This window comes from Pseudomonas sp. JDS28PS106 (assembly GCF_036706555.1).
In the GTDB taxonomy this organism is placed as follows: Bacteria; Pseudomonadota; Gammaproteobacteria; order Pseudomonadales; family Pseudomonadaceae; genus Aquipseudomonas.
The window spans coordinates 374,048-394,299 of sequence record NZ_JBAJGT010000001.1; the positions used below are offsets into that span (position 1 = coordinate 374,048).

Consider the following 20,252-nt stretch of genomic DNA (forward strand, 5'->3'; position numbering starts at 1 on the left):
AATTCCGCGCTTCGACATCCACGCCCCGGGAGCCAGCCTGCTGGCGATAACCCGCCTGGCCATTGCGTCGCTTCCGTCGCCAGCAAGCTGCCTCCCACAGATGCCTGGCGCACATCGGCTCTGTGGGAGGGAGCTTGCTCGCGACCGTGGAGTCACGCAATTCGCCTGATACCGCGCGTCGCCTTCATCGCGAGCAAGCTCGCTCCCACGGGCCAGTGGCCCGCAGCCTCATGGGCCGCTCAGGTCCACGCCGGTTTGCGTTTTTCCAGAAAGGCGTTCAAGCCTTCCTGCCCTTCCGGGCTGACGCGAATGCCCGCAATGGTGCTTTCGGTACGCTGGCGCAGGGCTTCGTTGAGCACGCCGCTGCCGACATCCTGCAAAAGTGCCTTGCCCGCGCGCATGGCTTGCGGGCTGTTCTGCAGCAAGGTGCCGGTCCAGCGTTGGACCAGGGTTTCAAGTTCGCCTGCGGGGCAGGTTTCGGCGAGCAGACCCAGCTCACGCGCGCGCTCGCCGCCGAAGCGTTCGGCGCTGAGGGCGTAGCGGCGGGTCGCGCGTTCACCGATCGCCTGCACCACATACGGGCTGATGACCGCGGGCACCAGGCCGATGCGCACCTCCGACAGGCTGAACAGCGCGTCCTCGGCACCGATGGCGATGTCGCAGCAACTGACCAGCCCGACCGCGCCACCAAAAGCGGCACCCTGAACCACCGCCAGGGTTGGAAAAGGCAGGTGATACAGCAGGCTCATCAGCTCGCCCAGTTCATGGGCATCCTTGAGGTTCGCAGCGTAATCCAGTGCCGCCGAGGCCTGCATCCAGGCCAGGTCCGCCCCGGCACAGAAGTGCTTGCCGCGTCCGCGCAGCAACAGGAAGCGGATGGCCTCGTCGGCGCCCAGCTCGCGCAGCGCATTGACCAGCTCGGCGATCATCCGCGCATCGAGCGCGTTGTGCTTCTCGGGCCGGTCCAGCCAGAGCGTCACGACACCTGCCGCGCTACGCTGGATCTGAAGGGTGGTGTAGTCGCTCATGAAGCAGTCCTCGACGTCAGTCTTGTGCATCGGGCGTTACATGCGGAATACGCCGAACCGGGTGGGCTCGATGGGTGCGTTGAGGCTGGCGGAAATCGCCAGCGCCAGCACATCCCGGGTCTGGGCCGGATCGATGACGCCGTCGTCCCAGAGTCGCGCGCTGGAGTAAAAGGCGTGGGCCTGACGTTCGTATTGATCGACGATGGGTTGCTTGAGCCGCAGCTCATCCTCGGCCGAGAAAGACTGCCCGGCACGTTGCGCCTGCTCCTGCTTGACCTGCACCAGCACACCGGCGGCCTGCTGGGCGCCCATCACGCCGATCTTCGCGTTGGGCCACATCCACAGGAAGCGAGGATCGTAGGCCCGCCCGCACATCCCGTAGTTGCCGGCGCCGAAACTGCCGCCGATGATCACCGTGAACTTGGGCACCTGAGCGCAGGCCACGGCAGTCACCAGCTTGGCGCCGTGCTTGGCGATGCCGCCGGCCTCGTATTTCTGGCCGACCATGAAGCCGGTGATGTTTTGCAAGAACACCAGCGGAATGCCGCGCTGGCAGGCCAGCTCGATGAAGTGCGCGCCCTTCTGCGCCGCCTCGGCGAACAGAATGCCGTTGTTGGCGAGCACTGCCACCGGGTAGCCGTGGATGCGCGCGAAGCCGCAGACCAATGTGGTGCCGAACAATGCCTTGAATTCGTCGAGCACCGAGTCGTCGACGATGCGGGCGATGACTTCTCGCACGTCGAAGGGCTGCTTGGGGTCGGCCGGAATGATGCCGTAGAGTTCTTCGGCGGCGTAACGCGGCGCAACCGGCTCGACGCTTTCCAGTTTCCCGAGCTTGCGCCAGTTCAGGTTGGCAACACAGCGGCGCGCCAGCGCCAGGGCGTGCGCGTCGTCTTCGGCATAATGATCGGCGACGCCGGACACCTTGCAGTGCACGTCCGCGCCCCCTAGATCCTCTGCACTGACCACCTCGCCAGTTGCGGCTTTTACCAGCGGCGGGCCGGCCAGGAAGATGGTGGCTTGCTCGCGGACCATGATGGTTTCGTCGCTCATCGCCGGCACGTAGGCGCCGCCCGCGGTGCACGAGCCCATCACCACGGCGATCTGCGGAATGCCCTGGGCGCTCATGGTCGCCTGATTGAAGAAGATGCGTCCGAAGTGTTCGCGGTCCGGAAAGACCTCGTCCTGACGCGGCAGATTGGCGCCGCCCGAATCCACCAGATACAGACACGGCAGGCGATTCTGCTGGGCGATGGCCTGGGCACGTAGATGTTTTTTCACGGTCAGCGGGTAGTAACTGCCGCCTTTGACCGTGGCATCGTTGGCGATGATCATGCATTCAACGCCCTCGACCCGGCCGATCCCGGCGACGACGCCCGCGGCCGGGACCTGCTCGTCATAGACCTCAAAGGCGGCAAGCTGGCCGATTTCCAGAAACGGCGAGCCGGGGTCCAGCAGGCGGTCGATGCGATCCCGGACCAGCAACTTGCCACGCCCGGTATGGCGTTGTTGCGCGGCGGTTCCGCCACCTTCACATACCTGGGCCAGCAGTCCGCGCAGGTTTGCGACCTGCGCCAGCAGCGCGTCCCGGCTGGCGAGGAAGTCCGCCGACCTGGGGTTGATCTGGGTGTTGAGTCTGGTCATGGCCACCTCTTGTTGTTATTACCCGATTCGACATCAGCAGCAGCGCGTGATGGCTGTCATCGCGTTTCGTTGAACAGCTCGCGCCCGATCAGCATGCGCCGGATTTCGCTGGTTCCGGCACCGATTTCGTAAAGTTTGGCGTCGCGCCACAGGCGGCCAACCGGAAACTCATTGATATAGCCGTTGCCGCCGAGAATCTGGATGGCCTCGCCGGCCAGCCATGTGGCTTTTTCCGCGGCATACAGAATGACGCCCGCGCAGTCCTTGCGAACCTGGCGTACATGTCCGCTGCCCAATGCGTCGAGGTGTTTGCCCACGGCATAAAGATAGGCGCGGCAGGCCTGCTGAGTGGTGTACATGTCGGCGATCTTGCCCTGAATCAACTGGAACTCGCCGATGCTCTGGCCGAACTGTTTGCGGTCATGAATGTAGGGCACGACGACGTCCATGGCGGCCTGCATCAGGCCAAGCGGTCCACCGGACAGAACGGCGCGTTCGTAGTCCAGGCCACTCATCAGCACCCTGGCCCCTTCGCCGACTCCGCCGAGTACGTTTTCCGCCGGAACTTCCACATCCTGGAACACCAGTTCGCCGGTGTGCGAACCGCGCATCCCCAGCTTGTCGAGCTTCTGCGCGACGGAGAATCCGGCGCTGCCCTTCTCCACGATAAAGGCGGTCATGCCCTTGGCGTTTGCCGCCGGATCGGTCTTGGCATAGACCACCAGCACGTCGCAGTCGGGGCCGTTGGTGATCCACATCTTGGTGCCGTTGAGGACGTAACGGTCGCCTTTACGGTCGGCCCGCAGCTTCATGGACACCACATCCGATCCGGCATTGGGCTCGCTCATGGCCAGCGCCCCGATATGTTCGCCGCTGATCAGCCTGGGCAGAAACCTGCGCTTCTGCTCATCGGTGCCATTGCGATTGATCTGGTTGACGCACAGGTTCGAATGGGCGCCGTAGGAGAGGCCGATGCCACCGGCGGCGCGGGAGATTTCTTCCATTGCGACCATATGGGCCAGGTAGCCCATGCCCGAGCCGCCGTATTCTTCGCTGACGGTCAGCCCCAGCAGTCCCATGTCGCCGAACTTGCGCCACAGGTCCATGGGGAATTGGTCGGTGCGGTCGGCTTCTTCGGCGCGGGGAGCAATCTCCCTGGCGGCGAAACCGGATACGGAATCGCGCAACATATCGATTTCTTCACCCAGGAAGAAATTCAATCCGGGCAGATGGCTCATGGTGTTCTCCGTCTTTTTATTGGAATTGGGGTACAGCAAACACGGCATGCGATGAAAGAGTGCTCATTTCAAACACCCTAGTCACGCAATGCGCTATCGTAAAATTCTAAAAACAGACATCAGGTATAAAAATAATAGATGCCTAGTTCCCGTGACGTGACTTTGCGCCAACTGAGGTATTTCGCGGCCGCCGCCGAGACCGGCCAGTTCTCCCAGGCTGCGGCCAACGAGCATATATCCCAATCGGCGATCACCTCGGCGGTCAGCCAGCTGGAACTGACACTGGGCGTAAGTCTGTTCGAGCGGCTGCCCCATGGCGTGCGGCTGACCCTGGAGGGTTATCGCTTTTTCGAACGGGCGCAGTCGATCCTCAATGAGGTCGACGATGCGCTGAGCGAGCCGCTGACCAATAACGCCTCCTTGAGCGGCACGGTTCGCATCGGCGCCAGCTATACCGTGCTGGGCTACTACCTGCCGGGCCTGCTGGCACGCTTTCGACGCAGCTACCCCAACATCGATTTCGATCTCAGGGACCTGGATCGAGAGGCCATCGAACAGGCGGTCGCCACCGGCGAGCTGGATCTGGGCCTGATCATTCTGTCCAATTCCAGCCCGGATCTGGCGCTGGAGAAAACCGTGCTGCTGCGCTCGCCGCGCCATATCTGGCTGTCGGCCGATCATCCGTTGATGCAGCAGGCGCACATCCGGCTCAAGGACATCGAACGGTTTCCCTACATCATGCTCACCGTCGACGAGGGCGAAGCCTCGTCCAGCCGTTACTGGGCCGCGTCGGGCGTGGCGCCTCAGGTCGCGTTCAGGACCGGTTCCATGGAGGCGCTCAGGGATCTGGTCGCCCATGGGTTCGGCGTGACCATCCTGTCGGAAATGGTCTTTCGCTCCTGGTCGCTGGAAGGACGAAGGCTGGAAACCCGCCCGCTGATCGACCCGCCGCCGGAGCTTGAGCTTGGCCTGATCTGGAACCGGGACAGTCTGACTGCACCCGATGTCAAGTCTGTACACAATTTCCTGCTTCAGGTGAGCAAGGGCTGACCTGCGGACCTGCGGGTGGCCTGGCCCTGCTGGACGCTGTTAACATTCCTCGTTTAATCGTTTCAGCTTATTTCGAGGAAGTGAATGTCCATTCAGGAAGCGCCGCCCCTGGCGGCGTCGAAAACGACTGTAGCCAAGATGGAAGCCGCCATGGCGCTGGGCAGCTTTGCCATCGGCACCGGCGAGTTCGCGATCATGGGCCTGATGCCCGATATCGCAGGCAACCTGCAATTGAGCGAGCCGCAGGTCGGCCACGCCATCAGCGCCTACGCGCTGGGGGTCATGGTCGGCGCGCCGACCCTGGCGATACTGGGCGCCAAATTGTGGCGCAAACACATGCTGCTGTTGTTGATGGCGTTGTATGCGCTGGGCAACCTCGCCACTGCGCTGGCGCCCTCCTACGCGGGTCTGGTCGCCTTCCGCTTCATCAGCGGCCTGCCCCACGGGGCGTATTTCGGCATTGCGGCGGTGGTTGCATCGAGCATGGTGCCAACCCATCAACGCGCCGGGGCCGTCGCGCGGGTGATGATGGGCCTGACACTGGCGATGCTGCTGGGTAACCCGGTCGCGACCTTGCTGGGCCAATACTTTGGCTGGCGCTCGGCCTTCGTGCTGGTGGGGTTGCTGGCGGTGTGTACCATCGCCCTGGTCTGGCGCTTCGTACCCCAGCGTCACGACGAAGCCCGTAGCGATCCGCGCAAAGAGCTGCAAGCCTTTCGCCTGCCGCAGGTGTGGATGGCGCTGGCGATTGCGTCCATTGGCTTCGCCGGCATGTTCTGCGTGTTCAGCTATCTGGCGCCCACCATGCTGGAAGTGACCAGGACATCGCCGCAGTGGATTCCCTTTGGTCTGGCGGCATTCGGTGCCGGCGGCATCATCGGCAACATTGTCGGCGGCAAGCTGTTCGACCGCTTGCAGTTCCGCGCCGTGGGCGTGGTGCTGGTATGGTCCATCGCCGTGCTGCTGTTCTTCCCGTTCGCCGCTCATTCGCTGTGGTCGATCCTGCTGGGCATCGGTCTGGTGGGCACCATGATCGCCCTCGCCGCTCCGTTGCAGATCCGGCTGATGGACATTGCCCATGAAGCGCCAAGCCTCGCCGCTGCCTCAAACCACGCCGCCTTCAACCTCGCCAACGCCCTGGGCCCCTGGTTTGGCGGCATCGCGATCACCGCGGGTCTTGGCTGGACCAGCACCGGCTACATCGGCGCCGCCACCGCGCTCGCCGGTCTGGGCCTTTATTGCGTGGCGCGACGCATGAAGGGCGGCCATTGATCGACTGAAAAGATCGTTTTTTCGGTTCCAACCGCAAGCAAAAGTGTTGTTTCGCGTCCCGGCTCATCGGGCTCATACTGGGACGCGATCGCGCGCCTTCGGACTTTGCGCCTCGCCTCGCGCAGGGCGCGTTACTAGACAGGAGGCCCCGTGGCGGCATACAACCTCAGACAACTCAAATATTTCACGACGGTCGTGGACTGCGGCAGCGTGGCGGAGGCGTCCCGCAAGCTGTATATCGCCCAGCCGTCGGTCTCCACGGCCATCCGCCAGCTCGAAGAAAGCTTCAACGTGCAGCTGTTCATCCGCCAGCACGCTCAGGGCATGGCCCTGACGCCGGCCGGCGGACGCTTCTATCGCAAGGCCATGGAACTGCTGCGCATGGCCCATGAATTCGAGCAGAACGCGCTGGCCGACAACGATACCGTCGCCGGGCAGATCGATATCGGTTGCTACGAGACCGTGGCGCCGCTGTATATGCCGATGCTCATCGCCGGCTTTCGCGCCAAGTGGCCCGGCGTCGAAATTCGTCTGCGCGACGGCGAACAGCAGGAGCTGGTGCAAGCGCTGACCAGCGGCAGCATCGACCTGGCGATCCTGTTCGAGCACGAACTGGATTCGACCATCGAAACCGCGCCGCTCACACCGCCCCGCCAGCCCTATGCGCTGTTGCCGGCCGATCATCGCTTCGCCGCCCAGGACAAGGTGTCGCTGCACGAGTTGGTGCTCGAACCCATGATCCTGCTGGACACCATGCCCAGCCGCAGTTATTTCGTGAGCATTTTCACTGAGCGTGGACTCAACCCGCACATCACCTTCAGCTCGCCGTCGATCGAGATGGTGCGCGGCATGGTCGCCCAGGGGTTTGGCTATTCGATTCTGGTGACCCGTCCGTTCTCGGACTACACCTACGACGGCAAGCAGGTGGCCTGCGTGCCGCTGGCCGAAGACGTCACCGGCTCCGGGCTGTCGGCGGCCTGGCTGCGTCGTTCGCACTTGACCAAACCCGCGCAGCTGTTCGTCGAGCACTGCAATGAGGAACTGGCGCGTCTGAAACGCTAGAAAGGTGGGAAGCGACGTTCGCCATCGGACGTCGCTTCCCCTGCGGAAGGTTACGCCGCCGACGGGCTTGAACAGAACGCCAGAATCCGCTGCAACATGGCATCGCAGGCCCGGAGCTGCGCAAGGCTGACGAACTCGTCCGGCTTGTGACCCTGGTCCATGCTGCCCGGTCCACAGACGACGGTCGGAATGCCGATCTGGTCGAACAAACCGCCTTCGGTGCCGAACGCCACGGTGCCGAACTCGTTCGATCCGCAGAACTGCGCCACCCACTGCGCCGCCTGGCTTTGCGCCGAAGTCGCCAGGCCCGGATAGCTCGACAGCTCGCTGAAGCGGATGTCGCTCTGGCCGCTCACCGCGCGCATGGCGGGCAGCAAAGTAGTGGCCGCGTAGTGCTGCAACTGCTCGGCCACCTGCCAAGGGTCCGAGGCCGGAAGCGCGCGGACTTCGAAGTCGAAACGGCAATCCTCGGGCACGATGTTCAACGCCTTGCCACCGTGGATCACGCCGGTCTGCACGGTCGAGAACGGCGGATCGAAGCGCTGGTCATGCTGCTCGGGCGCCTTGAGCGCATCGCCCAGCCGGCCGAGTTCGGCGATCAGGCGCGCGGCATATTCGATGGCATTGACGCCCTGAGGTGCATAGGCCGAGTGACAGGCCGCGCCGCGCACATCGCAGCGCATGGCGAGCTTGCCCTTGTGGCCCAACACCGGCTTGAGTTCGGTCGGCTCGCCGATCACGCAGAGCAGCGGCTTGACTGGCCGCGCGCCGAATACATCCAGCAGCGAACGCACGCCCAGACAGCCGACTTCTTCGTCGTAGGACAGCGCGATGTGCACCGGCATGCGCAGCGGCGCGGCCTTCAGGGCCGGCACCAGCGCCAGCACGCAGGCGATGAAGCCTTTCATGTCCGCCGCGCCGCGGCCATACAGCTTGCCGTCGCGCTCAGTGAGTTCGAAAGGCGCGCTGCTCCAGGCCTGGCCGTCGACCGGCACTACGTCGGTATGGCCGGACAGGACGATGCCGGGCACCTGCGCCGGGCCAATGGTGGCGAGCAGGTTGGCCTTGGTGCGGGTCTCGTTGTACACCAGCTCGCAAGCGACATCGTGCTCGGCCAGCCAGCCCTGCACGTATTCGATCAGCGCCAGATTCGACTCCCGGCTGGTGGTGTCGAAGGCCACCAGCCGGGCCAGGATCTGCGCGCTGCTCATCGCGTGTCACCCGGCACGCCGTAGCCGGGAGCCTGCGCCGGGTTGAGGGCGCGGTCGATGTAGTCCTGCATCTGCGGGCGGTAAGCCTGCCAGAGTTTGTCCAGCTCGCCGATGGGGTTTTCGTCGGCCCAGTCCACCCGCAGATTGACGATGGGCCAGGTCAGATCGCCCACCACGACCAGCGCCGCGGAATGCACCGGTCCGGCTTCGCCGCCCTCGCCCAGCCCGGCCTGCATCGCAGCCAGCAGACGGTCGGCCAACTGCCCTTGCGCGGCCTCGAACGCCCGCACCATGGCATCGACCACGCCGGGACCTGCCAGCATGTTGCCGGCCGCCACGCATTGTTCACCACTGACGGCGTTGTGTACGCCAAGGGTCTCGCCGCCACTGAAATGCGCGGTGCGGCCATGGGCGTCGATGGCGGTGATCTGTCGGTACTGGCTGTAGCCGTTGCTGGTCAGCACCTTGTCCAGCGCCTGTTCGGGAGCGAGTCCCTGCTCCAGCAGGTTCAGGGTCTCAGGTCCCAGCGCGGGAAGCGTGATGTTCTGCGACGAAACGGCGCCGACTCCCGGCCGCAGCCAGGGGCAGCGCGCGCCGACGGCGATGCTGGATGAACTGATGGCGATGCCGAACTGACCCGAATCCGGACAGCGGGCCACGATGGAAAATGTCATCTCTGCACTCCTGTCAGTCGGGGATCACGGCGATCACGTCGATTTCCATCAGCCACTGCGGCTGCGCCAGGCCCGACACCACCAGCCCGGTAGAAATCGGGAAAACGCCCTTGAGCCATTTGCCGACTTCGCGGTAGACCGGCTCGCGATAACGAGGATCAATGATGTAGGTGGTGGTCTTGACGATGTGGGACAGGTCGCTGCCCGCCTCTTCCAGCAACTGCTTGACGTTCTTCATCGCCTGATCGGCCTGCGCCGCAGGATCGCCGAGGCCGACCAGATTGCCTTCGAAGTCGGTGCCGACCTGGCCGCGCACATAGACCGTGTTGCCGGCGCGGACCGCCTGGCACAGGTCATTATCCAGGCTCTGGTTCGGATAGGTTTCCTTGGTGTTGAACATGCGGATGCGGGTATGGGTAGGTGTGCTCATCGTGTAATTCCGTGGTGAGGCGCCCGACGGGGCCGGACGCCTGAAATGTGATCAAGCGGTGACTGTGTGCTCAGACGCGGTGCCGACCGGCGCGGCCGCGCTCGGTGGCCGGGCCGGTTCCTGATACTGCTGATACGAGCGCTGGGTGGCGATATGTCCGGCCACGTGCTTGGCGTCGTGCCAGACGCCCCAGATGAAGGCCGATCCCCGTCGCGACAGCCAGGGCAGACCGACGAAGTAGATGCCCGGCTCGCTCGACACACCGCGCTGATGGCGAGGCTTGCCTTTGGCATCCAGCGCATCGACCGGCAGCCAACTGTAGTCGGTGGCGTAGCCGGTGGCCCAGATGATCGAACTGACGCCGGCCTCGGCCAGATTCAGCTCACGCAACGGATCGGTGATGCAGGCAGCGTCCGCGACCCGCTCACGGGCCTGCGGTTCCAGCGGCAGATCCAGACCGTTGCGCTCGACGTAGGCGTCGGCCGAGTCCAGCAGCGCCAGGTAGTTCTCGTCGCCACGCTGGATGTTTTCCACCAGATCCTGCTTGAAGCTGACGCTGTCGCCGTGGAAGGTTTCGGTCAGCCCCACCAGGGTGACGCCTGCCTGGGCCAGACGCCGGAAGTCCACGGTATGCCCGCCTCGCGCGCCGCTGACGGCAATGGTCACGTGCTCGCGGCCCGGCTGCATGGTTTCGGTGTCCCACAGGCCCAGCACGCCGAGCCACCAGCAGAAGTCGCGATTGCGATAGGCGCGCGGCGGACGGTCATGGGGGCCGACCGAGAGATAGACCTGCCGACCGGCACGCATCAGTTCTTCGGCGATCTGCACCCCGGAAGATCCGGCGCCGACCACCAGCACCGCCCCGGCGGGCAACTGCTCGGGGTTGAAATAATGCGCGGAATGGATCTGATGCAGCGCTTCGTTCTTAGGTGCAATGGCGGGAATCACCGGCTTCTGGAAAGGCCCGGTGGCGGCAACCACGCGCTGCGCCTGGATCGTGCCGTGGGACGTCTCGACGGTGAAGCCGGTGCGGCCGGTGTTACGCGTCACCCGCTTGACTTCGACGCCGGTGTGAACCGGGGCGTCGATCTGCTTCGCATAAGCTTCGAAATAGGCCGCGACCTGATCCTTGTGCGCGAAGGCATCGGGTGCGATGTCGAATTCGCGGCCGGGAAAGCGGTCGTGCCAGGCCGGGCCGTTGGCGACCAGCGAATCCCAGCGCCCGGTGCGCCAGGCTTCGGCGATGCGGCTGCGCTCCAGTACCAGATGCGGCACGCCTTGTTGGCTCAGGTGTTCGCTCATGGCGACACCGGCCTGACCGGCGCCGACCACGAGGGTATCAATGACTGTTTGATCCAGTGACATATCGACTGTCCTTCATCCGGGCAGCGGCCATGAAAAGAAGTTGGCCGTTGCGTTCAGCGGCAGAGTAAGGAGCCTCCTGCCGCCGGTAAATTAGTATTAACCTTGCGGCTGACCATGTTTCGCCGGGGTATCCCGAGCGCCGCGCATCAAAGCCCCGCGCCTGTCGCGATGCTGGTCTGGCGACGGCGATACGCGCTGTCACGGCTTGCCAGCCAGTAATACAGCGGCGATGTCACGACCAGGCCCACCAGCCAGGACAGGTCGGCGCCGTTGATATAAGCGGACACCTGACCGACATACAGCGGCGTGTTCATGAACGGAATCTGCACCGCGATACCGATGGCGTAAGCCAGCAGCGCCTGGGGGTTGTAGCGTCCATAAACGCCGCCATCGACACGAAAGATCGAGGCGATGTCGTACTGGCCTTTGTGGATCGCATAGAAGTCGATCAGGTTGATCGCCGTCCAAGGCACCAGCACCACCAGCAGCGCCAGTACCAGATCGACGAAGTGACCGATGAAATCGGCCGCCGCCGAGACCGCCATTACGCAGCAGGCCGCGAGCACGATCACCGACAGCACCGCGCGACTGCGCGCCGTGGGAATCCAGCGCCAGGCGAAGGTCTGCACCAGGGTGATGATCGACAGTACCGCGCCATACAGGTTGAGCGCGTTGTGGCTGATCACGCTGAGCAGGAACAGAACCAGCATCAACGGGCCGATGGCCCCGGTCGCCTGCTTGACGGCGTCCATGGTGTCGACGCCGGCCGGCACCGCGAGCACGGCCATCGCGCCGAAAATGAACGCCAGCGAAGAGCCCAGCGCCGATCCCAGGTAGGTCGCCCAGAAGGTCGACGCCACCGGCACATCGGCCGGCAGGTAACGGGAGTAGTCAGAGACATAGGGCGCAAATGCGATCTGCCAGAGCGCGGCAAGCGACACCGTCGCCAGCCAGCCGGAGATATTGAAACCGCCACGGGTCAGGAAGTCGTCGCTCTGGACGTGGGTCAGGATATAGCCGAACCCGACCACGATGCCGATGCCCAGCACCCAGGTGCCAATCCGATTAAGTACATGGATGAAGCGGTAACCGATGATACCGATCACCCCCGACCCCACTGCGCCGATCACGATGCCCACCGGCACCGGCACGCTGTCGGCGACGCCATGCAGCGACTTGCCGGCCAGCACGATATTGGAGGCGAAGAAGCCGATGTACATGATCCCGGCAATGATCACCACCAGCAAGGCGCCGAGGGAACCGAACTGCGCCCGGCTCTGGATCATCTGTGGAATGCCCATCTGCGGCCCCTGGGCCGAGTGCAGCGCCATCAGCACGCCGCCGATCAGGTGGCCGACCAGAATGGCGACGATGCCCCAGACCAGATTGAGGTGGAACAGCTGAACGCCCAGGGCGCCGGTGACGATCGGCAGCGGCGCGATATTGCCACCGAACCACAGGGTGAACAGGTCACGGACCTTGCCGTGTCGGTCCTCGGGGGGAACATAGCCGATCGTGTGCTTCTCGATCAGCGGCGCTTGATTCGCAGGCGTAGACATAAAGACTCCAGTCGTTAGTGGCCGGAACCACAACGCTCTCCCGCTCCGCGAACAGAGTCAGGAAAACGGTCGACAGCCTGAGGTGCGACGCGTCATTGCCGGGCGAGTAACGGGCCGGGTGATGACTGCGCTTTCGGGACACCTTTGCAGCCGGACATGGACGTCTCCGACTGGCAAGCAACTCCCTCACGGCTGTTATAGTTGTGATCCGGGGCAGTCAAAATGGCGTTGGCTGGACACTCTGTGGCGTCCTGAACCTTTTGTTCGAGCGACTGGCAATGCCAGTGCACGGAAGGGATCTTGCGCGAAACCGGGTGACCGGAAAATTAGTAAATATGTTCTCTGAACATAGGAAAAAACTCGCTAGCGCGCACCGAATCGGGGCGCTGCGCTTGAGGGTGCGCATAGTGCCAGCCGAAGGTTCTTTGATCCATAGCCATGACCGTAGGAGCGGATTCATCCGCGAAACAATCGATCAGACAACACGAAAGCTTTGCCATATACATATAAACAGAACGTATAACCTGCGTACCCAGTACAAACTCTGAGATATGAAAAAATTGCCCAAGAATCTGAGTTTGGCTATGGTCAAAGCGTCCCAGGTTTTCACATGCCAGCCAGGTCCCCTCGCGATTCAGGCGGCCATCAGCAGTCAGGAGTTGCCATGACATCCCTCGCACAGTTCCAAGACAGCCTGAAAAGTCCGACGCTGGTTGCCGATTTGCGAGCGGGCCTGATCGGTGATGGTGAGGCGTTCGAAACCCCCTTCGGCATGCAGACCCTGCTCTACGCGGACTACGTCGCCTCCGGCCGGGCGCTGCGCCAGATCGAAACGTTCATCCTCGAACACGTCCTGCCCTTCTACGCCAACAGTCACACCGAAGCCTCGTTCTGCGGCGCCGCCATGACCCGCCTGCGGGAACAGGCGCGACGCCAGATCGGCGAGTACGTCAATGCAGGCCCGGACTGCCACACGATCTTTACCGGCTCCGGCGCAACCTCGGGCATCAACCGCATCGTGCGCCTGCTCGACATCCCGACGCGCCTCGCGGCCGGTCAGCGCGTGAAGGTGCTGCTCGGCCCCTACGAGCACCATTCCAACATCCTGCCGTGGCGCGAAAGCGGCGCCGAGATGGTCCAGATTGACCTTTCTCCGGAAGGCGTGATCGACCTTGAATACCTGGATGTCGAGCTGTCGGCCGCCGACCACGGCGACTTGATCGTCGGCGCGTTCTCAGCCGGGTCCAATGTCACCGGCGTTCTCACCGATGTCGACGCCGTCACCCGCCGCCTGAAAGCCGCAGGCGCACTCGCCATCTGGGACTACGCCGCAGTCGCGCCCTACATCGCCATGGACATGGGTAGTGGCGAACTGGCCAAGGACGCCATCGTCTTCTCCCCGCACAAATTCCCCGGCGGCCCGGGCGCATCCGGCGTAATGATCATCCGCGACTCACTGTGCCTGCCCGACCGCCCGACCGCGCCCGGCGGCGGCTCGGTGACCTTCGTCTCACCCTGGGGCCACAACTACAGCGCCCGCGTGGAAGCACGGGAAGAAGCCGGCACCCCCAACATCGTCGGCGACATTCGCGCCGCCCTGGCGATGATCGTCAAACACAGCGTCGGCCTCGACTTCATCCACCAGCGAGAGACCGAACTACGCCAACGCGCCCTCAGCCACTGGCAAGACCTCCCACAGCTGCGCCTGCTCGGCGCCGCAACTAACGCCGACGCCCTGCCAATCTTCTCGTTTCAGGTTCGCCAGCCAGACGGAACCCTGGTGCATCACCAACTCTTCACCAAGTTGCTGAGCGACGTCCACGGCATCCAGGCCCGAGGCGGCTGCGCCTGCGCCGGGCCTTATGCGCACCACCTGCTGGACATCGACGAGCAACGCTCGGAACTGCTGTTCGATACCTTGCAACAGGGCAAGGAACTGGAAAAGCCCGGCTGGGTGCGGTTGAACTTCAGTTACTTGCACAGTGATGAGCAGGCACAGCGGATTATCGAGGCGGTGATGGATCTGGCGAGGAATGCGGGGGAATGGCTGCCGAAGTATCGGGTGGATGAGCGGAATGCGCGGTTTTCGGTTTAGGTAAAGGTTTAAAGCCCAGGTCGCTTCTGCAGCGATCCACGTCACTACTCTTGTTCATCTGCAGCGAGTCTATTCCTGCACTCCGGAAAGAGTCCTGCAATTACAACAACTTAGAAAATCTTGCCTCCCGTCGGACACGGTTTGCCCACCAGCACGCTTTGCCACTACTGTATATCCATACAGACATTTCCCACAAGTGTTTAACCTATGGACTACAACAAGAAGACGGAGCTCTTGACCGAGTGGCACCGACGTCTCGATGACAAGCGCGGGTGGCGTACGCCATGGCTTCATCATCGGTTCCTGATGCGCATGGCGGACGATATGCAGTCCGCGGCGATCATCGATCCGCTGGAGCGCTTCGATCTGGTAGAGCTGGCGCGGTCGGCGTGTTTTCACTACACCGAGGAAGGCAACCTCGAATGGCGACACCCGGCGGGCCAATACGCGGTGTATGACGCGTATGCGGTGCAGATCGGCAGTCTGATCCATGGCCGCTATTACCTGCATCGCCCGGACCAGGACCCGCAGCATGCGGGATACTTTGCCTTTCTCAAGGAAGACAATTCGATCATTACCGGGACTTACGCCCGATACGGCGTACTGGAAGAGCGCTTCATTCATACCGAGGACGGTCAGCGCCTGACGCTGGTGGAGCTGAACCGGCAAATCGAGGGTGTGCTCTGTCAGCGGCTGGACGATCCGGACCGGTATCGTTCGCTGATCGATGCGGCGACGCTGGCCTTGGAACACGGCGACTTCGAGCAGTATTTGCGGCTATGGGAGGCGCAGGATTTTTCGATCTTTCGCAAGTGCTCGCACTGCAATGATTTGTTTGTACTGCGCGAGGATTGCGTTGCATGTTCGGGGTGGGGATTTGTGGAGGACGAACAGTGCCCAAGCAAGATCCCGGCCTGGTTGCTGGCGCGTCGCCCCCGGAAAACAGGCCAGGAGGAACAGCGCCGGGTTGCACTGGCTGCGACGCTCCACGGCGACAAAAGCGCTTCGCCGAGAGCACTGCCAGCCCGTGGTGTCTAACCGGCCATCACCCTCAGCGCCGCTACCAGCGCCTGCATATCCGATACCCGGCTGTTGAAGCCGGGAGTGATGCGAATACAGGGCCCGCAGGCGGAGCCTTCGCGAATGACGGTGAACAGGTTGAAATCCTTGAGCAGGCGCTGGACTTTTTCGCCCTGGTCCGCCGTGTCCACAAACCGGAACGAGGCAATGCCGCAGGTCAGCCGCGGATCGTCGGGAGTGAGGATTTCGATGCCCGGCAGCTGGCGTGCTTCGTTCATCCACAGGTCGCGCAGATAACGCAGGCGCGCGCCCTTCGCTTGCCATCCGCCCACCGCCTGATGTTCGGCAAAGACGGCGGGCAGGCTCATCAATGCCGGGACGTTCGGCGTGCCGTAAGGCGACAGGCCACGGATGTCGCCAGCGGGATAGCTGCGTCCGGCCATGTCTGGGTCGAAGTCGGTCAGGCGGTCACTGCGAACGTGGATCACGCCAAGGCTCAAGGGCGCTCCGATCCATTTCTGCAGATTGAAACCGGCGAACTCGATGCCGAGGTCGGCGAGGTCCACTTCCAGCTGACCCAGCGAATGCGCACAATCGAGGATCACATCGATGCCGCAGGCTTTGGCCAACCGGGCGATGGCCTTGACCGGCATGACCAGTCCGGTGCGGTGGGTCACGTGGGTCAGCGCCATCAGCTTGAGTCGCGGATGTGCTGCGAAGACGTCGGTATAAGCCTGTACCAGACCATCGTAAGTGGCCGGGTGACGGTGCTCGATGCGGATGACTTCGACTCCGCGCGCCTTTGCCAGCCAGTGAAACGCGTCCTGGACAGAGCCGTAATCGAGGTCGCTGATCAGCACCTGATCGCCTGGTTGCAGGCGGTTATAGTTGCGGATCAGCGCCTGGAGCGCTTCGGACGCACTGCGCGCGAACGCCAGCTCTTCGGCGGCCAGGCCCATCAGAGCGGCCAATTGCTGGCGGATGTCCTCGGCTTCATGACGTTCGAAGTGTTCGCGCACATGCACGGCGTTGCTGCGATTCACATGGCGGATGGCGCGTTCGTAAGCCTGCACGACGTCGTCGCTCATGCGCCCGAAGTACCCGTTGTCCAGATTGATCGGGCCATTGTCACGGGGATAACGAGCCGCGACCTGGCTCCAGTAAGTTTCGTCGGCGGCTGAGGGAGCGGGAAGTTGCGCGATGCTGGACATGACGACTCGCTTGGCGGGAGGAAGTCACTGAGCATCGCCTCGTATCGCATGACCGGCAAGTGGCGCGGTAAAAAAGAGGTTCGAAATATTCAGCCCGGGTCAGGATGACAGCCACAACTCGTCGATGCGCCGATCGAGCTGCTCCATGTCCGCCATGCCGAGCACCCTGGTCGTGTTCAGCCCCCTGAGGTAGCCCTTGAGCTGCTCGGCCGAGGCACGCAGTTCTTCGGCGGGCGCTTCGGGCCGGGTAAGCACCTGCTCGTAAGCGTCGATATAGTCGGCAACGCGCTCCCGGAACTCCGGCAGTACTGCATCAAGAATCAGGTCGAAGGTGCGTTGTTTTTGGCTCGTAGGCACTGTATCCCCCGAAAACGGTGAGGGCCGAGAATGGCCGGCCCTTTCGATTGTAGGTCACTTCAGCAGACCCCCTCACATGCGGTGATGTTCCAGCAGGAAATCCACGAATACCCGCACCCGCGCCGGCATGGTCGCCCCGCCGATGAAGACCGCATGAATCGGCTCCTCATCGCCCGGGTTCCAGGCTTCCAGCAGCGGCACCAGATCACCGCGTCGCAGATCCTCGGCGACCGTGAAGCGACCGATGCGCGCAATGCCCGCTCCTTCCCGCGCGAACTGGGCAAGCGCCTCGCCACTGCTGCATTCGATGTTACCGCTGATTTTCAGGGAAAAGCCGGTGCCATCCTTGCTGAACGGCCAATCGGGTTCGGCGCGGCGAAAATTGAAGCGCAGGCAGTTGTGTCGCAACAGGTCAGCCGGCTCCTCGGGGGTGCCATGGCGCTGCAGATATTCAGGCGAGGCGACTACCACCTGCCGGGTCTCGCCGATGCGCCTCGCCGTAAGGGGGCTGTCCGGCAGATGGCCGAACCGAACGGCCACATCGGCCTGACCGCCAAGGATATCGACCACCTCATCACCCAGGTTAAGGTCGACGACGATGTTCGGGTAGCGGGCGCTGAAGGCCGCGACCAGAGGCACGATCGCCATGCGACCGTGGCCAAGCGCGGCACTGACTCGCAGCCGGCCTTTGGGCACGCCCTGATCGGCGATGGCCTCCTCGACTTCGGCCATGTCGGCCAGGATTCGTCGCGCGGCACGCAAATAGGCCTCGCCTTCAGCGGTCAAGGTAATGGCCCGGGTGGTGCGTAACAGCAGACGAGTTCCTAGGCGTTGTTCGGTACGGGCGATGACCCGGCTGATGGCAGAAGGCGTCAGGCCAAGCACCCGCGCGGCGGCCGACAGACTGCCTTCCTGCGCGACGGTAACGAACACCGCCATCTCTCCTGATCTGCCGCCTGAATCCATTTGTGCCTCACGCGCAAAGGTGTTTGCCAGAAAACCCGTCTACCGGGCTTGGCGGGGCGATTGTAGCATTGGCGGCATAGATAAGGAGCTCTGCATGCGTATCAACCCACCTCTCATAGCACTCGCCACAGGTGCCTTCGGCATCGGCGTCACCGAATTTGCGCCCATGGGCATGTTGCCCGGCATCGCCGCCGATCTGGGTGTCTCCATTCCCGCAGCCGGTCTTTTGGTCAGCGCCTACGCCCTGGGGGTACTGCTCGGCGCGCCACTGATGACCCTGACCACCGGAAAGATACCCCGCCGCCAGCTGCTGATCGGGCTGATGGCGATCTTCACCCTGGGCAACCTGATGTCCGCTCTGGCGACCGATTACTACAGCCTGCTGATCGCCCGTGTGGTGACTTCGCTCAACCATGGCGCGTTCTTCGGCGTCGGTTCCATCGTGGCGGCCAGCGTGGTCGCGCCGGACAAGCGCGCCGGGGCGGTTGCGGCCATGTTCATGGGCCTGACGCTGGCGACCATCGGCGGAGTGCCGCTCGCCACCTGGTTCGGCGAGGTACTTGGCTGGCGCACGGCGTTCTGGGGCATTGCAGGCCTGGGAGTCGTGACCATGACAGCGCTGTGGTTCGCGTTGCCGAACCTGCCGCTGCCGAAAAGTGACGGCGTTCTCGCAGAAATCCGGGTATTGGGGCGCGCTCCGGTCCTGAGCGCGCTGGCCCTGACCGTGGTCGGCTCGGGCGCAATGTTCACGGTGTTCACGTATATCGCGCCGATCCTGAGCAGCGAAACCCACGCCTCCACCTCCTTCATCACCGCCATGCTGGTGCTGTTCGGCGTGGGCCTGACCCTGGGCAACATGTGGGGTGGCAAAGCCGCTGACCGTTCCATCGACCGCACCCTGATCGTGTCATTGAGCGTGCTGATCCTGGTGCTGCTGGCCTTCACCCTGCTGATGCGCTGGCCGATCGCCGCCGCTGTAAGCATTCTGATCTGGGGCATCGCCAGCTTCGCCCTAGTGCCTCCGTTGCAGATGCGGGTGATGGAAGCGGCCAAGGACGCGCCCAACCTGGCGTCGGCCGTGAACATCGGCGCGTTCAACCTGGGCAATGCGATAGGTGCGGCACTGGGCGGCGCGGTGATCAACGCGGGGCTGGGCTATCCGGCCATCTCCCTGGCCGGAGCTGCGATGGCCGGGCTGGGGTTGATCATGGTGGTGGTTTTTGCGTGGCGATCCCGGACGGACTTGGCAACCGCGGCATAGAAAACCCTGCGCGGCAGATCGCCGCCGAAACCAATCGCCAGCAAGCTGGCTCCTACACGGACCGTAGGAGCCAGCTTGCTGGCGATCCGTATTGCTGCACTCCTGCCCCCTCCTCCTGCGACTACATCAGAAAGCTCTTGCACATTTAGTCTTATGGTATACCATCATACCAAATACAGCCCATACAACATCGGGAGAGACGCATGAGCTTCGAAATCCGCAAGATCGTCAATTACACCGAAGAAACCTTCATCGAAGGCGGCAAGGCGACCGACAAGCCGGTCACCATGGTCGGCCTTGCGGTGGTGATCAAGAACCCTTGGCTGGGCCGTGGCTTCGTCGAAGACCTGAAGCCTGAAATCCGCGCCAACTGTTCGGATCTGGGCGCACTGATGGTTCAGCGATTGACCGACGCCATCGGCGGCGCCGACAAGATCGAGGCATACGGCAAGGCAGCCGTAGTGGGCGCCGAAGGCGAGATCGAGCATGCTTCCGCGGTGATCCATACCCTGCGCTTTGGTAACCATTACCGCGAAGCGGTCCAGGCCAAAAGCTATCTGAGCTTCACTAACAAGCGCGGCGGCCCGGGCACTTCGATTCAGATCCCGATGATGCACAAGGACGACGAAGGTCTGCGCTCGCACTACATCACGCTGGAAATGCAGATCGAAGACGCACCGCGCGCCGACGAAATCATCGTGGTACTGGGCGCGGCCAATGGCGGGCGCCTGCATCCTCGCATCGGTAATCGCTATATCGACCTGGAAGAACTGGCCGCTGAAAAGGCGCAGTGATCCCCTCTCGTTCTC

The 20,252-nt window shown here is 63.2% G+C and carries 19 protein-coding genes; 7 read left to right on the forward strand and 12 right to left on the reverse strand.

The genetic code is table 11. The annotated features are described in order from the left end of the window. Positions 1–239 precede the first annotated feature (239 nt). The 3 genes from TRP66_RS01605 to TRP66_RS01615 are packed head-to-tail and all read right to left on the reverse strand — an operon-like array spanning position 240 to position 3,910. Entirely contained in the window at positions 240–1,028 is a 789-nt protein-coding gene (locus TRP66_RS01605) for a gamma-carboxygeranoyl-CoA hydratase (protein ID WP_333399884.1), read from the reverse strand. Between the two features lie 36 nt (positions 1,029–1,064). Further along, positions 1,065–2,672 (reverse strand): carboxyl transferase domain-containing protein, encoded by a 1,608-nt coding sequence (locus TRP66_RS01610; RefSeq protein WP_333399568.1) that lies wholly within the window; start codon positions 2,670–2,672, stop codon positions 1,065–1,067. Between the two features lie 56 nt (positions 2,673–2,728). After that, the gene (locus TRP66_RS01615; protein WP_333399569.1) at positions 2,729–3,910 is read right to left on the reverse strand and encodes an isovaleryl-CoA dehydrogenase; all 1,182 of its coding nucleotides are present in this window, start codon (positions 3,908–3,910) and stop codon (positions 2,729–2,731) included. A 138-nt stretch (positions 3,911–4,048) separates the two neighbouring features. Between TRP66_RS01615 and TRP66_RS01620 the strand changes: the two genes are divergently transcribed. From TRP66_RS01620 to TRP66_RS01630, 3 genes are all read left to right on the forward strand, one after another. Then, positions 4,049–4,960 (forward strand): LysR family transcriptional regulator, encoded by a 912-nt coding sequence (locus TRP66_RS01620; protein WP_333399570.1) that lies wholly within the window; start codon positions 4,049–4,051, stop codon positions 4,958–4,960. Positions 4,961–5,044: 84 nt separating this feature from the next. Next, positions 5,045–6,232: an MFS transporter gene (locus TRP66_RS01625; RefSeq protein WP_333399571.1), complete on the forward strand. Its 1,188-nt coding sequence runs from the start codon at positions 5,045–5,047 to the stop codon at positions 6,230–6,232. Between the two features lie 150 nt (positions 6,233–6,382). Next, a complete protein-coding gene (locus tag TRP66_RS01630) occupies positions 6,383–7,294 on the forward strand; it encodes a LysR family transcriptional regulator (protein WP_333399572.1) in 912 nt (303 codons plus the stop codon). A gap of 50 nt (positions 7,295–7,344) precedes the next feature. Here the strand turns inward: TRP66_RS01630 and argE are convergent, their stop codons facing one another. From argE to TRP66_RS01660, 6 genes are all read right to left on the reverse strand, one after another. Beyond that, on the reverse strand, positions 7,345–8,505 hold the full coding sequence (gene argE, locus TRP66_RS01635) for an acetylornithine deacetylase (protein WP_333399573.1): 1,161 nt from the start codon (positions 8,503–8,505) through the stop codon (positions 7,345–7,347). Next, positions 8,502–9,179 carry a DUF1028 domain-containing protein gene (locus TRP66_RS01640; protein ID WP_333399574.1) on the reverse strand — a complete coding sequence of 226 codons (678 nt, stop codon included), beginning with the start codon at positions 9,177–9,179 and terminating at the stop codon, positions 8,502–8,504. The genes argE and TRP66_RS01640 overlap by 4 nt, the downstream gene beginning before the upstream one ends. A 13-nt stretch (positions 9,180–9,192) precedes the next feature. After that, positions 9,193–9,609: a RidA family protein gene (locus TRP66_RS01645; RefSeq protein WP_333399575.1), complete on the reverse strand. Its 417-nt coding sequence runs from the start codon at positions 9,607–9,609 to the stop codon at positions 9,193–9,195. A gap of 51 nt (positions 9,610–9,660) precedes the next feature. Further along, a complete protein-coding gene (locus TRP66_RS01650; protein ID WP_333399576.1) occupies positions 9,661–10,974 on the reverse strand; it encodes a flavin-containing monooxygenase in 1,314 nt (437 codons plus the stop codon). A 146-nt stretch (positions 10,975–11,120) separates the two neighbouring features. Further along, on the reverse strand, positions 11,121–12,533 hold the full coding sequence (locus TRP66_RS01655) for a purine-cytosine permease family protein (RefSeq protein ID WP_333399577.1): 1,413 nt from the start codon (positions 12,531–12,533) through the stop codon (positions 11,121–11,123). A 326-nt stretch (positions 12,534–12,859) separates the two neighbouring features. Next, positions 12,860–13,204: a hypothetical protein gene (locus tag TRP66_RS01660; protein ID WP_333399578.1), complete on the reverse strand. Its 345-nt coding sequence runs from the start codon at positions 13,202–13,204 to the stop codon at positions 12,860–12,862. On the opposite strand from TRP66_RS01660, the gene TRP66_RS01665 reads away from it, so the two are divergent. Beyond that, positions 13,198–14,628 (forward strand): aminotransferase class V-fold PLP-dependent enzyme, encoded by a 1,431-nt coding sequence (locus TRP66_RS01665; protein WP_333399579.1) that lies wholly within the window; start codon positions 13,198–13,200, stop codon positions 14,626–14,628. The two genes, TRP66_RS01660 and TRP66_RS01665, sit on opposite strands and share 7 nt — an antisense overlap. A gap of 207 nt (positions 14,629–14,835) precedes the next feature. Then, a complete protein-coding gene (locus TRP66_RS01670) occupies positions 14,836–15,666 on the forward strand; it encodes a hypothetical protein (protein ID WP_333399580.1) in 831 nt (276 codons plus the stop codon). Here the strand turns inward: TRP66_RS01670 and TRP66_RS01675 are convergent. From TRP66_RS01675 to TRP66_RS01685, 3 genes are all read right to left on the reverse strand, one after another. After that, entirely contained in the window at positions 15,663–16,859 is a 1,197-nt protein-coding gene (locus TRP66_RS01675) for an aminotransferase class V-fold PLP-dependent enzyme (RefSeq protein ID WP_333399581.1), read from the reverse strand. The genes TRP66_RS01670 and TRP66_RS01675 overlap by 4 nt on opposite strands. Before the next feature lie 99 nt (positions 16,860–16,958). Next, entirely contained in the window at positions 16,959–17,216 is a 258-nt protein-coding gene (locus TRP66_RS01680; RefSeq protein ID WP_333399582.1) for a hypothetical protein, read from the reverse strand. Between the two features lie 72 nt (positions 17,217–17,288). After that, on the reverse strand, positions 17,289–18,182 hold the full coding sequence (locus TRP66_RS01685; protein WP_333399583.1) for a LysR family transcriptional regulator: 894 nt from the start codon (positions 18,180–18,182) through the stop codon (positions 17,289–17,291). A 94-nt stretch (positions 18,183–18,276) separates the two neighbouring features. On the opposite strand from TRP66_RS01685, the gene TRP66_RS01690 reads away from it, so the two are divergent. Beyond that, on the forward strand, positions 18,277–19,443 hold the full coding sequence (locus TRP66_RS01690) for an MFS transporter (RefSeq protein ID WP_333399584.1): 1,167 nt from the start codon (positions 18,277–18,279) through the stop codon (positions 19,441–19,443). A gap of 203 nt (positions 19,444–19,646) precedes the next feature. After that, the gene (locus TRP66_RS01695) at positions 19,647–20,237 is read left to right on the forward strand and encodes an amino acid synthesis family protein (protein WP_333399585.1); all 591 of its coding nucleotides are present in this window, start codon (positions 19,647–19,649) and stop codon (positions 20,235–20,237) included. Positions 20,238–20,252: the final 15 nt, after the last annotated feature.